The organism is Blautia pseudococcoides, from assembly GCF_001689125.2.
In the GTDB taxonomy this organism is placed as follows: domain Bacteria; phylum Bacillota; class Clostridia; order Lachnospirales; family Lachnospiraceae; genus Blautia; species Blautia pseudococcoides.
The window spans coordinates 4,407,764-4,422,120 of the sequence record NZ_CP015405.2 but is presented as its reverse complement, the minus strand read 5'-3'; the positions used below and the strand labels follow the sequence as shown (position 1 = coordinate 4,422,120).

Sequence of the window (14,357 nt, the reverse complement as noted above, 5' to 3'; positions counted from 1 at the left end):
ATCCCTGTCATTCCTTATCTGCGCATAAGATCATCTTCATAATTTCACTTACAACATCCGTGAGCACAATCTTCTTCTGAACCTGCTTATCCCTGGTAACAATCTCGCAGCACCCTTCCTTCATATTTCTCGGACTTGCGATCACGCGTATGGGCACTCCCATCAGGTCCGCATCTGAGAACATAACCCCGGCGCTCACCTTTCTGTCATCATAAAGCACCTCCACGCCGCGTCCCTGAAGTTCCTCATAAAGCTTATCTGCAAACTCCTTCACTTCCTTATTATCCGGTCTTACACAGCACAAATGCACCTGCCAGGGAGCAATAGCCATAGGCCAGATTGGTCCATACTCATCATGATGCGCCTCACAGACAGAAGCCGCCAGCCTTCCAATACCGATCCCATAACATCCCATGAGAGGATACTTCTCCTTCCCATCCTTATCCAGGTACTGCATCCCCATACTCTCCGTATACTTTGTACCAAGCTGAAAAATATTACCCACTTCAATGCCCCTGGACACCCGGATTGAATGCCTGCCGCATTTGGGGCACACACTGCCCTCTGTGATCTTTGCAAGATCATGATACTCTGCACCCGGGCAGTCCCTCTCCATACAAAGCCCCGTATAATGATGTTCCTCAATATTCCCGCCGCAGGAAAGGTTCATTCCGCTCTTCAGAGAGTTATCATAAAGGACCGTGAAATCCCCCTTCAGACCAAAAGGCCCAATAAATCCTGGATGCAGACCGGACTCCTGTGTGATCTCTGCGGGACGTATTTCACTTTTCAGAAAATTAGTGACCTTCGTCTCATTCACATCCAAATCCCCGCGGATAAACAACACCACAAACCCATCATCCGAATTCTTCTGATAAACCACCGCCTTACAGGACCTTTCCTTTGGCATATCCAAATATCCGCAGACATCCTCAATCGTATGCATATCCGGCGTATACACAAGTTCCAGCTCCTTCTGCACATCATCCTGTACATTTTCAGTGATACTCTCAGCCATCTCCACATTTGCCCTAAACCCACATTCCGGGCATACTGCAATAGAATCCTCCCCGACAGGAGTCAGCAGCATAAATTCATGAGACAGACTGCCGCCCATCATCCCGGAATCCGAAGCCACAGCAATGGTCTCCGGAATCCCGGCCCGTGCAAAAATCCTCTCATAAGCATGATAACACTTCTGATAATATTCCTCCAGGTCCTCCTGGGAAGTATGGAACGAGTAAGCATCCTTCATAGTAAATTCCCTCACCCGGATCAACCCGGCCCTGGGTCTAGCCTCATCCCGAAACTTAGTCTGAATCTGATAGATCATAAACGGATACTTGGCATAACTCTTCCCATACTCCCGCACAAGCTGCACCGAAGCCTCCTCATGTGTCATCCCCAGCACCATCTTACTCCCATTTCTATCTGTAAACCGAAGCAATTCACTCCCCACACTCTCATACCGCCCCGACTCTTCCCAAAGCGAAGCCGGCATAGCCACCGGAAACTGCACTTCCTGTCCCTCGATCCGGTCCATCTCTTCCCTGATGATCCCCTCAATCTTCCTGCAAATCCTCCTAAGCGGCCCAAACTGCGAATAAATCCCATTCCCCACATACTTCATATACCCGCCTCTCACCATCAAAGCATGACTATCAATCACACAATCCGCAGGCCTCTCCCGAAACCTCTCTCCCACAACTTTCTCCATCTTCATTACACATTTCCTCCATTTTCATTTTTTATGCCAGAGCCTTTCACTCCATTTACCTTCTAAAATTTACCATTCAGCTCTTCATAATCGCCACTCATCCACACACACACCAACCATTCCAGCTCACCATGATATACCTTTTACCTCCCCCTCCCACAGCCATCCCGCCATCCCCGATAACCTTCCGCCCTCACACGCACGAAGTGCTTTTTTCTGCCGCTCCCTGTCCCATCGGTCCGGGCAACGTGGTGTGTTGCCCGGACCGATGGGACAGGGAGCGGCAGAAAAAACAAAAACCCTGAACCAGCTTAGCCAGTTCAGGGCGAATAAACAAATATCCGTGTTACCACCTGATTTCAGAATCTTCATTCTGCACTCCACAAGTACGGGACGCCGATCCTCATAAATCATGGCCATCCGATACTCCATCCCCATAACGGAGGATACCCGTCAAAACCTACTCGTCACCTTTCAGCCCGCAGCTCAAAGACCGGTTCAGCGCCCCTAAATAAAGCCTCGCACCACCCGGCTTCTCTCTGGAACATTCGGACACGCTTACTATCTCTTCTCAACGCCTTTCTCATGATTCCGAATCTTATCACAAAATCCCTCCCATGTCAACGGTATGCGGCATTCACAACCGTTTCTGTTTACTCCGTGACCGGCAGGCTCCCTCCTCTTTCTCTCAGTCTTCTATTGAATTTATCAATTTCTCTCTTCTGCCATTCTCCCTTCTCCTGCGTCAGTGTAAAAAGTTCCCCATTCTGCACCTTACCTGCCCCAAACGGCACGAACCACCAATTGAATGCATAATCTTTTCCGAGCTTCTCGCCATGCTGTATTAGAAGCCAGCCACGATCTGCACTGACCGGCAGAACAATATTAGCCGCTTTTGGAATATAAAACGGCCGCCCGTCTACTCCCATGAGCTTTACATAATAAGTGATGTCCCACCCATATGGCCCATAATCGGGAACGGCACTGATCTCTCCATATGCGGTATCACTCTCATATCCGGCATTAAACAGACCATACAGTATGCCGTCCGTATTAAAATAAACGGTAGTAGGCGGACTCCAGAATTTCAGAGGCAGACTGGCAGCATTGTTCATCATATGTATAATACCGTTTGCTGCACTGATGGTCCCATTTAATTCCGCATTTTTAATTATATTGCTTCCATTCAGGACCGCCCCTGTGGCAGAGGACATATATCCTCCCACGCTCAGCCCTGACATTGCCCGCAGATTTCCCTCCACCGTCAATTTGTGCAGAGTGGGGTCCCGGACTGTGACTGTGATCGTATCATAGAGGACCTTATATGCCAGCTTCTTCTCCTCCCCCTCCGTCCGGGCATTCCCGGACAGATCCGCTTCCAGGATAAATGTGGTATCATTCACTACCCCCGCACCATATTCATAAAAAGTATCCCTGCCTGTATAGATGGGCCCTGCCTCCCCCTTCTTATAGATTTTATAGCTGGTCCCACTCCCCTCCCAACTAAAACGTATTGGCTGCCCCGGGGAAAAATCACAGCACGGGACTGTGGGAGCATCTGGTTTTGCAGTCATCAGATTTTTCAGATAAAACGGAACCGGGCCTTTCGTAAATTCATGGATACTCTCCTCCTCCTCCCACGCTTCCTCTTCCGCCGGGGAATATTCATCTGTAAAAACGATTCCCGCAGTACCGGAGGCATTGTTCACTTTGCCTGTCAATGTAAATTGTACCGGCTCTGTAAGCAGCGCCTTCCCTCCTCTATACTGCAGGCCAAGCTCCACATACCCAGTGGCTTCTCCTACTCTCCTGCTCTCTCTTGCTTCCAGTGCAGTCCAGCCCTTTGTGTGGGAAGTGATCGTCACCGAAGTACCCTTCAAAAACAGATCGTCCGCTCCGTTTCCAACAGGTATATCCAGGAAAACGGACCTGCAATAATATTTTCCACCGCCTGTGTCTGTCATCCTCCCGCCGATTGCTGCCGTGCTGCCGTAAGCCAGAACCGCCGTCTCCGCTGCCATCTCATGTAAAAACTTTAATTCTTCCATTCACCCTTCCTCCTATACATTATTTATTTTGAAAATATTTTAAAATGCCTTCCCGGACAGATACCCTGTCCTCTCCCTGGTCTCCCTTGTTTTCAGGTACCGTCAGTCCGTATTCCTCCTCCTGTTCTCCATAACTCCAGGTCCCGTGACTGTGCGGAAAAGCTGGAAGCCCTATCTCCGGCACCGCATGGGTGCCATCCGTTCCCGGAATGATCCTTGTGACAAATGGCCCTGCCTGGAACTGTACCTCCATCCTGCGAAGAGGTCCTGTGATCTCCTCCTGTGGAACTCTCACTTCTTTTACCGGAAAAATACCTGTATAAGCGTGGATGGTTCCTCTGGGATCTGCCAGTATAGTCATCACTGCTGCTCCTTTCTTTCCATAACCTGCCTCCGCGTAATTGCCGTCAGGTGTTCCAACGGGACCAATCTGCCGTATGTTTCCGCTCTTTCCCTCCGGCATGGCGATACTGTGATACTCATCATATCTGTCCTCCAGGAAATATCCCACCACTCCGTCATCCCGTATACTCTGATCCCCGATGCGTACAGGAAATTTCCGGCCGCAAAGCGCCTCCTGCTCTGCCTGGAAACCGCCTTTCCACCCGGCATCCTGCCTTGGCGTCCCATCCAGTTCAATGAAGCTTTCTGCCCTCAGAAGTGCCAGTGGACGTCCAAAGCTCAATGCAATATCCTCATCTGAATCACTCCCGAACTGCCCGATCGTCCAGATAGCTCTGTCGATGGTGTCCAGGAATTCCCAAAACGCCTCCGGTGTCCCCTCTTTTCTGGCCTGCGCCACAGAGCCCAGTACCGGGTATTTCTCTATTAACTCTTCTGTTGTTTTTACTCCGCTTCTCCCGGCCGGGCGGAACATGACTTTTCTCCGGGCAGAAGTCGTATAAATTCCAATCAGCTCCCCTGCCAGACTTCCATCCGGAGCGTAGAGAAGAAGACTGCGGTTCATATGGTTCACAATGATATATCCATGGACCATCTCCTTTTCTTTTGTCCTCAGGAATTCAAAATGCAGTCTACCGTATTGAAGAAGCCTGGGTTTCATCCAAAACTCATTTCTGTTCTCTGTCCTTGAAAATCCTCCTGTCCTCCCTGCTGCCATGTACTCCGGGCGGATCAAAGGAAAATTCTTCTCCTGGAACAGCCCCTTTTCCTCACCGGAAAGAATCAGGGGCATGACACGGCCAAACGCATCATACAAGAATAATTCTGCAATCTTCCCCCGCCCCGCCTGGAATGGCGTAAACGGAGGATAGCTGTCACCGCTTATAAGGGGAACACTCTCCAGCCTGCCTCCTGAAGCCTCCCAGAACCCTTCCTCATTCCCGGAAAATCCCAAAATCTCATCCAGCGTGTATCCGCTGTCGCCTACAGGTTCCCGGTACGGACGCCTGAATGTTCTGTAATCCTGCTGTGCCATACCGTCTTTCAGGCTGACCAGTTCCTGGCTCAATAACTTCCACCCGGAGATTTCCTTAAGAGCCTGTCCGATGCTGATGCCTGTCTGCTCTGATAACTGGCTGATCCTCTGCGCAAACACAGATTTATGGTGGGCGTCCAAATGAGAGATTCCCCCAAACTGCCAGAGTTCCCCTGTCCCGCTTTCACTTCCTCTGTATTGATAATCTGTCCCATCAAAGAAAAAGCTCTCCAAATTGACAGGCTGATATTCTATTATCCATTCCATAAATACCGGCTTCCACGGCTGATACCAGTCTGACTGTTCCTTTTTTATCTCCCCCTGCCCGTCTGCTGCTTCACTGCGTACAATTTCCAATATGGACTGCAGTTCCTCCGGAAGCTCCGGACACTTTGGTACCTGGCTGCAGTTATATTGCGGAAGAAGCTCATACTCCCCGGTCTTCAAATCTTCTGCCGGTTCCGTGCCGTTGATCAGGATCACAGGGTTTCCCTCTCTCCAATATCTTGGCTTTGGCAGTGCTTTTAATATATGACCGTCTTTTACTCCGTGGTCTCTTCCGTATTGTTCAAGCTTCTCCCCCTCTTTTGGCAGGTATTCATACAACATTCTCACCTCATGCATCTTTGCCATGACAGAAGATACCAGGCTGTCCTTTTGGGTCACATCAAAAAACATATCATAGTCTTCCGGCTTACGGGGATTTTTATGGCGGTGCAGCGTTTTCAGGTATCCCTTCTTCCACCACATCTCCAAAAGCCGCTGACGCATGGCTGTGAGTAGTTCCAGTTCATCGTCAAAACGATTGAGCCTGTCAAGAAGATCCTGTTCCTTCTGTGTAAGTTCTGCCCGCCCCTCCGTCTCGGATAAGATGACATACTTTGTTCCCCCTGACCTGCTTTCAAACTTATTATCGTGGATGATATTTTCCAGACGGTTCCTTCCGGCGGGGCTGGTCTTATGATCCATCACATTATAATAGAGGGCTGCCAGCAGCGCATCCAGTTCCCCGGACCTCTCCTCCGGGATTTTTCCATCCATAGTGAAACGTCTGTTAAGATACGCCCGGAATGCTTCCTCCGTGCTTGCTCCGACTGCCACGTTCAGCTTCTGGCCCTGTACAATTTCTGCAAGCTCGTCCCTGTAAATATCCTGCTCTTTTGTGACCGCCACGCCTCCTTTATTCCAATGGATACCGCTTATCCGGCCTGCATACACGTCCGGCAGCTGAAAATTGGAATACCAGCCCACAACGAAATAATCCAGTTCCCCCTTATCCATACCTTCCATCTCATCAAAAAATGAAAGTATGTTCCTGTTATGTGCAGCATACGCACTGAATATGGGGTTTCCCGGTGCGCATGCTGTCAGGAACAGCGGACTGTCGTCCCTCTCCCCCCAGTTGGCAGCCTCAAATGCCACACCCATATTCACATGATATCCCCCTGCCGCTGCACTGCTGGTCAATGCATTTTTCCGATAGGGGTCACTGGAGTTTTCCCAGAACTGTTTCTGCTGCTCTGAGATCAGATACATACTGGATGTTTCCAGAGCTGCAGACTTCTCATCCTGCTCCATATGATCCGATACCGGACAATCCCCCTCAAGGACCCATGATTTGACGTTCCCCATAATCCCGTCACTCCTGATGATCAGCCAGCGGTTGGGTATGCAGGGATAATCCTGCATATCTTCCTTCTTTGTACGGAGTTCCCGCGGGAGGACAAAACGTATCCAGACGCCGCGCTCCTCTATCTCATTATTTCTGTTGGTGGAACTGGGCTCAGGTGAATAAAATCTGTCCAGTGCGGCATAATTAAATTCCCAGCGGCGGAATATACTGTTCCCTCCCGTCAGGTCATCCACCACCATGGCTTCCAGTTCTAAGGATTTTACTCTATCCCCGCTCATTTCCCGCCCTCCTTCTCAAATACGGTACGTTCTCCCGTGGTCAGAAGTTCTGTCACAAAGGTCAGCACGTCTATCTCTTCTGCCTTTTTTCCCAGCCTCTTAGCCATCTGTCCCAGCAGCCCACTGCCCGCTTTATCCAGATCCAGGACATGGGCATCACTCCGAAACACTTCATAATCCTTATGGAGAATCTTCATCTGAAGGCTCTCCCCCGGCTCCTCCACCTGGATCCTTGCGGGTATTCCGTCCAGTATGCACAGAAGCGTCTCCCCCGCAAGGTGCTGCATGCGAAGGATTGCCAGCTTCTTTCCCTCCTTGTCATAAGCCTGCAGCGACAGTGTAGGCCAACTGGAAACCAGATGGCTCCGGATCATAAAGCCTCCTTTTGGCCCCCCATCATCACCAGGCACTGTCTCACCATAAAGGGCGGCCCGGTAAGCCAGCATCTCCTTTCTGGTACTTTCATAGAGTATCCGTTCCATCACACAGTTAAAATCTGCCTGTCTGCTGGAATCCAGCCCCAGACTCACAGCTCCGTCGAAGGCGGCCCTCTGCCAATTTTCATCCAGGTAAAAGAAACGAACACTTTCCCTGGGAAGCAGCTGCGGATGGGGAAGCAGATAATCCTGCGGTACAGGGTACAGCAGCAGCAGTTTGCCAAGCCAGGCTGCAAGGGGCGCTGTCTCTTCCTCTAAAAGGGGCAGTAAAAGCATATAATTCTCTTTGAGAAATGCCCTCACAAGAACCTCCGTCTCTGTCATGACCTCCCCCGTTATACAGGACGCCTCCCCTGCAAGCCTCATCAGCCCTTCCCCCTGTCCTATTGTATCCCATCCTGTCCTGTTAAGTGCCATGACCAGTGTCTCCGCATCTTTCCCGCCCTGCAGCAAACCGTCCCATTCCTCTTTCCCAAGTTGTTCCAGCTCTTTTCTGGCACTTTGGGCAAATTCCTCCGGTCGGTCCAGAGTATCTTTTTTTCCGCTTTCTGCTGCTCTGGACAGCATCCGGGAAAAAAGCACATCCGCGATCTGCTGGGCTTTTTTGCGGAGCGCCAGAATCTGTCTGACGTATACCTGATCCGATACAGCTGACAATCTGCCTGCCTCCCAGGCACAGGCCAGGGATAAATCAAAGACAGCACTCTGTGCATCATAGATCATAGCCGCATCTGCCGTAAAAAAAGGTTCCTTCTTCTCAATCTCCTTTCCGCTTACGGGTATCAGAGGTGAGCGGTAAAAGCACATCCCTTCATCGCCAGTCCTGGCATGGTAAAGCAGCGGCACAAACCCCTCTTTTACCCTTTCCTTTACTGCCCCGTCAGGGATATCTCCGGAAAGACGAAGAAGCATCCTATCAGCATCTTTCTCTGTCAGGTCTTCACAGAATCTTCTGAAACTGTAGGGCGTCTGCCCTGATACCTGAAACTCCCAGGAGTACAGGACTATGAAATCCTGGAACGGGCTGTCTTTCCCCTCCTCCCGTAACAGACCGTCCTGCACGATCAGGAAGGTATGATAAGACTGTACCTGTCCGGGAATATACTGGGGAACCCTGGGCGACATGACCACAGAGAATAACCCGTCCCGATCCAGACCCATCTCAGCCTTATTCCCTATATAAACCTGTCGGCAGTGTGCATAGTAAGACAGCTCATCCATGTGGGGCAGTACCTTTTTTGCCAGTGGACCTGCAATTCGTATATAACTACACTCCTGTTCGGCCATCTCTTTGGGTATATCTGTATAATCCGGACGGAACACCCCATTGTCCCTTCCTACTCCACCCAGATAATCCTTCACCTTCATCCTATGAAGTGTCCCACATCCGTTTTCCCTAAGCTCCTGTTCTGTCAGGACGAGAAGTCCCAGCGATGGGACTGCCTTTTCCTTCCACCTGCAGCGCCCAATCCATGGAAGGAACGGACCCTTTAATATAATGTGGGGAACACAGTCCGTCACCGCTGCCTTGGTACCGGGCAGAGGACAACGGTTCACCACCATCCCCTCAGTCAGAGAAAAAACTGCAGAGGGTACCAATATCTGACGGCGGACACGGATCTTTTCTTCATTGACAGCTTTTCGCTGTGCATCTTTATTTAGACTCAGCTCCTGTTCTATCTCTACCGTCCATATTCCCGCATCCATTTGGGGTACCATGGATGCATACAGACGCAGGTTTTCCGACTCATTCATGTACGGTTTCCTCCTTTTACAAACATCGGACGGTCGCGGAATATAGAATACAAATTCTTACCTATCAAGTCGAAGTCTCCCGACGGACCGTCATAAAACATGGCAAGCTGCGTTGCTGCATCCAGACGGCTGGCTTTTTCCTGCTCTGCCGCTATCCTCTCCAGACAAACAAAAGCCTCCTCCCCCTCACTGGGCCTGAACATATCCGATTCCTGATTTTCCTCAGCCAGCGGATTGGGCAGCTTGGTGCAGGTAATGAGAGCCTCCCTGTAATCTTCTATGTCTTTTGCGCCCTCGTTTAAAGCTTTTGGAGATGCAATCCGGTATCCTTTTACCAGACCGCCCAGCATGTTGGCTTTCGGACTGCCGGTGCCCTGAATGGGTCTTCCCCAGAGTGCTTCCGGAAAATCTCCGTGTATCTCCTCTGTCTCAAAGCCAAACTGCTCCGGCGGCCCCTGCCTCTTATCAGGTGAGATCACAGTGATCCTGTCTTCCGAAAAAACCTCCGGAAGTCCCATTGGGCGAACAGAGATATTCCCAAGAGGAATGACCGTCTCCGTAGCAAATTCAAATGTTCCGCTGTCCGCGATCCACGGCTCCTCCTGATCCTGCTGCGGCTGCAGGCCCTCCCTGGGGACTACGTGCACAATCTCTTTGGGAGCGGGTAGTACCTCACAAAATCCTTTCCAATCCAGTACCAGGCATTCGCCGTCTCTCCTTTTGCCAAAGCTGATATCAAAACTCAGCACGCACAGATCCACTGTGACAATGCCTCCCACAGGCGGACCCCATAACTGCAGCGCAGCCCCAAGGGTCAGTTTGATGGTCTTATGGCAGAAGAGCAGGTTCAGACGGCAGGATGCCCCCACTTCCACTCCTATTTCCGCCTGTAAGAAGAAGGGGTGCCACCGCATGACCATGTCTGCATATGCCGTGAACCATGCCCGCAGATCCCCTTTCTCAAAGACAAACTCCAGACTTCCCCCTGCCATGGCACAGGACGGCGTGACTGCCAGATATGCTTCCCCCTTTGCACTGATACAGGAACTCACCTTCCAGTGAAACCCTGCCCGGCATGGAGTGGGATAATGCTGCGGAATCCGGAAAGCCGGATGATATCCGCCCACGGTCACCACAAAATCTCCTGCATGGGGATTTTTACCGTACCAGGTATAAAAAGCCGCACCCCCGGTCAAATGGCAGTCCCTGCTTAAAAGGAATGAATCATCCGAGATAGCCGCATCAAGTGTAAATATCCCCTGACCCGGTTTCAATACTGCGGCCATCATGATTTTTATGTAGGCGTACGCTTGATCCCGCCCGGTACCTTTCGGAAATGTCATCTCACCACTCCCCAAAAGTGCTGCCTGTATCTCCTCCCCTAACATGAGAGAAAGGAGCAGTTTACCGTGAAGGAGTTCAAAGGACGTAAATTCAATGCCCACCGCTGCCATGTAATCCCCTTTTCGTACTTCCAGCCACGGTTCTTTCTGCCCATTGGGAGACTCCAGCTCTGAAAGGATCTGCATTCCTGTCTTTTTATCATCCATGGTCAAAAGCGGAAACGTCTCCACTTCCCCGATTTCAGGCATACGCAGCCGGCGGTTGATCCCAAGTCCTCCCATCAGGCCCGTCAACATAAAAGCCGGCGTCCCACCAAGTGCAGCCTGACAGTTCAGGAACAGGAAAAGGCTGGAGCTGTTATCCGTAAGCAGCGCATAGGATGCCATGCCGCTCAGCTTCCACCCTCCGGCTTTCACTGTGACGGTTCCCCCCAGCTTCAGACGAATACCCGGAGCTGATGTCTTTTCCCTGTAGATTCCGCCTTCCAGCGCAAGGGCTTCCGTGTTGTAAGACAGAGCCAGACCTATAAGTCCCCCAGTAATAGAATGGTCCGTTATATCATAACCGGCCGTCAAGCCTTTTATCTCCACTCCCACAGGCCCCATTTTCATCCCAGCATCCAACAACACCCGGATAACGCCGTCCTCCATGGATACCCCAACCCTGTGAAGGGCGGCCGTACCAATATTTTTATGTACATCAAACCAGCGGACACCCTCGTCTGTACAAATAGCACCTGTTTCGCCCTGTCCCTGCGTTTTCTCTTCTTGCCTCTCCTGCACAACGGCGGTACCGGCCGTCGAAAATGGTTCCTCCTCTTTTGAGTTGTCATTTGAATAGGCCAGAGAAATACAGCCCTCTGTTATGCTGCCATCCCTGTACGTCACCTTTATTCCTTCATCCTCATAGACAAATTCCCGGGGCAGCAGTTCTGCAAGCAAAGGAATCTCATTCAGACTGACCGGATTTTCAAGCTCTGCTTTTCCCTTGAAGGATACCATACAGCTGTTTTGGGCCAAATGGTATTCCATCTGAAATTCCTGAAGGGATATACAGCCCAGGAATCCAGGCAGGGATAGGCCTGGCACTGCCTTTCCCAGCGCCTCTGCCAGGTCCAGCACTGTGACACCAAACCCCAGACCTAAGCCTCCCGATATTACCCAGTCATCTGCCGCCGCATCATAAGAAGCGCCCGCGGTCAGCACCTTACCACTTCCCAGATCCATCATCCCGGCAAGTTTAAAACAGATTCCTTCCTCTCTCCGGTACTGCACTTCCATCTGCACATTTTGAAGTCTCAGCAGGCCTATCTGCCAGTCTGTCTTCAGACTGCAGTACAACCCGTACGCCTGCCCTTCAAGGTCCAGCTTTACCCTGCAGTCCTCCAGTTCCAGGTCTGCAACGGATGCTTCCGCCTCCATACTTCCCCCTGTCAGCTCCGAAAACAGCCTGCTTATCTTAACCGGGCTGTCTGTCTTCAGGCTGCCCTCTATGGTTTTGTCGGCCCAGTCAAAATCTACGAGAAATACCATATGCCAAAGTGTCAGCTGCAGTTCTGCTGTAAAATTCTTTAAACACCCCTCCTTCTCATCCAGGATGATCACTGCCCCGCACAGTGCAGCATCCAGGATTTCCTGGGAATCCGGGAGCCAGGATACCAGTTCCTCTGCATCGCTTTTTCCGGTGATCCATTTGATAAACGCAGAAAGCCCCGGAAATACACCTTCTTTTGATAATATACGAACCGTGATTTCCCGACCGGCCCCCCACCTGACATCTGCCGTCAGTTCCACAGCACCTCCTATACAAAAATACCCCTTCAGGTTATAGAAAAAAGCTGGTCCTGTCCTCATGATCATCATCTGTACCTGATCGAGAATTAGGATATCAGGCAGCAGCGTGATGCTTTTTGGATAACTGATAAAACAATTTTCCAGACATGTCTCTTCCTGATCCGAATACAGGATAAAGGAAAAGGAGCTGTCCAGATTTGACGCTGCTTCTTCCAGAAAACGAAACGATTCCGGGACATCTATGATCTTTTTTCCGGCAACGGTCAGAAGATCCTGTACATGCAGACTTTCCAGGGGATTGTGGCAGATGACCGCAATGCCTTCTGTCTCCCCATCCGTGGCAGTCTGTACACGCATACGCTCCCTGGCGCCCTCCTCCAGAATCTGCAGTTGGTCATCGCTTTTTTCAATCGTCAGGGTTTGTTCCGGAAGGCTTACCAACATCTGCACAAGCCAGAACGGAAGGCCCTCATCTACCGCAAATATCTTACACTGTCTCTCTTCACCTGACAAAAATCCGGCTATATTTCTTTTCTTCCCCATAAGACATGCCTCCTTCAGTCATGTTCTTTCAGTTCACCTACATGGCTGCAAATGTACATATTTCCATCTGCATTTTGGTCTGCCTCATCCCTGCGCTCCACTAGCACAGCCGGTATCATCGCAGTCCATCTATGAGGAGCAGGGCCTCCCCACAGGCGGTCATCATGTATATCGAGAATACTCACAATGGAGTCTTTGTCACAAAAAAGATAAAGCTGGGAAGCGCGTACCCTTCCGGGCTTTTCCGGTTCAAAATTGACCCCATAACCAATTGTGATATGTATATCCACATCTTTCAGACCCAAAATATCGGGTCTACCGGCATCTTTACATATGGATAGCCCTGCGGTAAACCTGTGACCAAAAGGAAAGATTTCAAAAACCGGAGTGACAGCCATGAATGGGGGCCTTTCCACAACAAGAGAGGTAAGTGTACTGACCTGGCACCTCTCAGGCAGCGGAAGATCTTCACCCGGAGAAGATATGGTGACCATATGTCTGTGTGCCTGCATAGAGCAGGGTCCATCCTCGTCTGAAATCGTCTGTTTATCCCAGGCAAACCAACATTTGTTTTCCCAGAATACAGGGGCCGTATTGTAATAAATGACTCTAAAACCTGCCGGAGTCAACTCATCCTGCATCCATATAATGGTCCCCGGCACTTGGAGTATCTTTACCTGGTTTTGGCGGCGGAAGGGTCTGAATCCCTGCTGTAAATCCTTTAAGCACACTCTGGGATGGCCGTTCCTACGCAGATTGAGCGTCCCGTACAGACAACTCCCGGAAAGAAAATCCCTTGCCACTTCAAAATAAACCGGCTCTCCTCCGCCCCTGGGCCAGTCAGCAAGCATGAATTCCGGCGCCAGAACCACAAACAGGTTCTCATCGCTGTTAGTCATATGGCTGGCTCTCATACATGCTGCTGCCGTATATTCATAAAACAGGTCTTCCTCCCAGGCCATCCACAATCTCTGCTGAGGCTCCCTGAATATTTTTATAAGATGGAAACGGGCCGCTGCAAGTTCAGACGCTATGTGGGGCCTCCATCTGATGAGATCTGATTCTATATACCTGTGCAGCCGTTCCCTTGTTCGTATGAGAAGATCAAGAGAAAAGGCAGCGTTTGCGTCTCTCCCTGTTTTGGGGTCTATACCCAATCTCTCTATTTCGTCACTAAGAAATATATCCAGCTGCCCTGTTGGAAGCCCCGGGTCATTCTCCGCGGTCTGTGCCGCCCTTTCCAGTAACACCACTGCCGGGATCTTCTGTCTGAATGCCACTTTCTCCTGATTCAAAACCGTCAACATACCCGGAGCGTGGAGCGTCTGCATAGCAGCCATCCCTATTAAATATACCTTCATCCCAACCCTC

6 protein-coding genes and 1 other annotated feature are annotated in these 14,357 nt (G+C 50.6%); all 6 genes read right to left on the bottom strand.

Annotated features, from left to right (window positions below):
• Positions 1-7: 7 nt before the first annotated feature.
• Entirely contained in the window at positions 8-1,723 is a 1,716-nt protein-coding gene (locus A4V09_RS20780; RefSeq protein ID WP_065543996.1) for a proline--tRNA ligase, read from the bottom strand.
• Between the two features lie 312 nt (positions 1,724-2,035).
• Positions 2,036-2,301, bottom strand: a binding site (T-box leader).
• 69 nt (positions 2,302-2,370) lie between these two features.
• Positions 2,371-3,765: a hypothetical protein gene (locus A4V09_RS20770; protein ID WP_065543994.1), complete on the bottom strand. Its 1,395-nt coding sequence runs from the start codon at positions 3,763-3,765 to the stop codon at positions 2,371-2,373.
• Positions 3,766-3,784: 19 nt separating this feature from the next.
• Positions 3,785-7,114 carry a hypothetical protein gene (locus tag A4V09_RS20765; RefSeq protein WP_065543993.1) on the bottom strand — a complete coding sequence of 1,110 codons (3,330 nt, stop codon included), beginning with the start codon at positions 7,112-7,114 and terminating at the stop codon, positions 3,785-3,787.
• Complete coding sequence (locus tag A4V09_RS20760; RefSeq protein WP_065543992.1) at positions 7,111-9,306, bottom strand: hypothetical protein; 2,196 nt, start codon at positions 9,304-9,306, stop codon at positions 7,111-7,113. The genes A4V09_RS20765 and A4V09_RS20760 overlap by 4 nt, the downstream gene beginning before the upstream one ends.
• Complete coding sequence (locus A4V09_RS20755) at positions 9,303-12,986, bottom strand: DUF6603 domain-containing protein (protein ID WP_065543991.1); 3,684 nt, start codon at positions 12,984-12,986, stop codon at positions 9,303-9,305. Before A4V09_RS20755 ends, A4V09_RS20760 begins: the two co-directional genes overlap by 4 nt.
• A 14-nt stretch (positions 12,987-13,000) precedes the next feature.
• The gene (locus A4V09_RS20750) at positions 13,001-14,347 is read right to left on the bottom strand and encodes a hypothetical protein (RefSeq protein WP_065543990.1); all 1,347 of its coding nucleotides are present in this window, start codon (positions 14,345-14,347) and stop codon (positions 13,001-13,003) included.
• Positions 14,348-14,357: the final 10 nt, after the last annotated feature.

Excerpts from the sequence above, each read along its gene's own strand:
- A4V09_RS20780 (WP_065543996.1), bottom strand. The coding sequence starts at position 1,723 with ATGAAGATGGAGAAAGTTGTGGGAGAGAGGTTTCGGGAGAGGCCTGCG.
- A4V09_RS20770 (WP_065543994.1), bottom strand. The coding sequence starts at position 3,765 with ATGGAAGAATTAAAGTTTTTACATGAGATGGCAGCGGAGACGGCGGTT.
- A4V09_RS20755 (WP_065543991.1), bottom strand. The coding sequence starts at position 12,986 with ATGGGGAAGAAAAGAAATATAGCCGGATTTTTGTCAGGTGAAGAGAGA.
- A4V09_RS20765 (WP_065543993.1), bottom strand. The coding sequence starts at position 7,114 with ATGAGCGGGGATAGAGTAAAATCCTTAGAACTGGAAGCCATGGTGGTG.
- A4V09_RS20760 (WP_065543992.1), bottom strand. The coding sequence starts at position 9,306 with ATGAATGAGTCGGAAAACCTGCGTCTGTATGCATCCATGGTACCCCAA.
- A4V09_RS20750 (WP_065543990.1), bottom strand. The coding sequence starts at position 14,347 with ATGAAGGTATATTTAATAGGGATGGCTGCTATGCAGACGCTCCACGCT.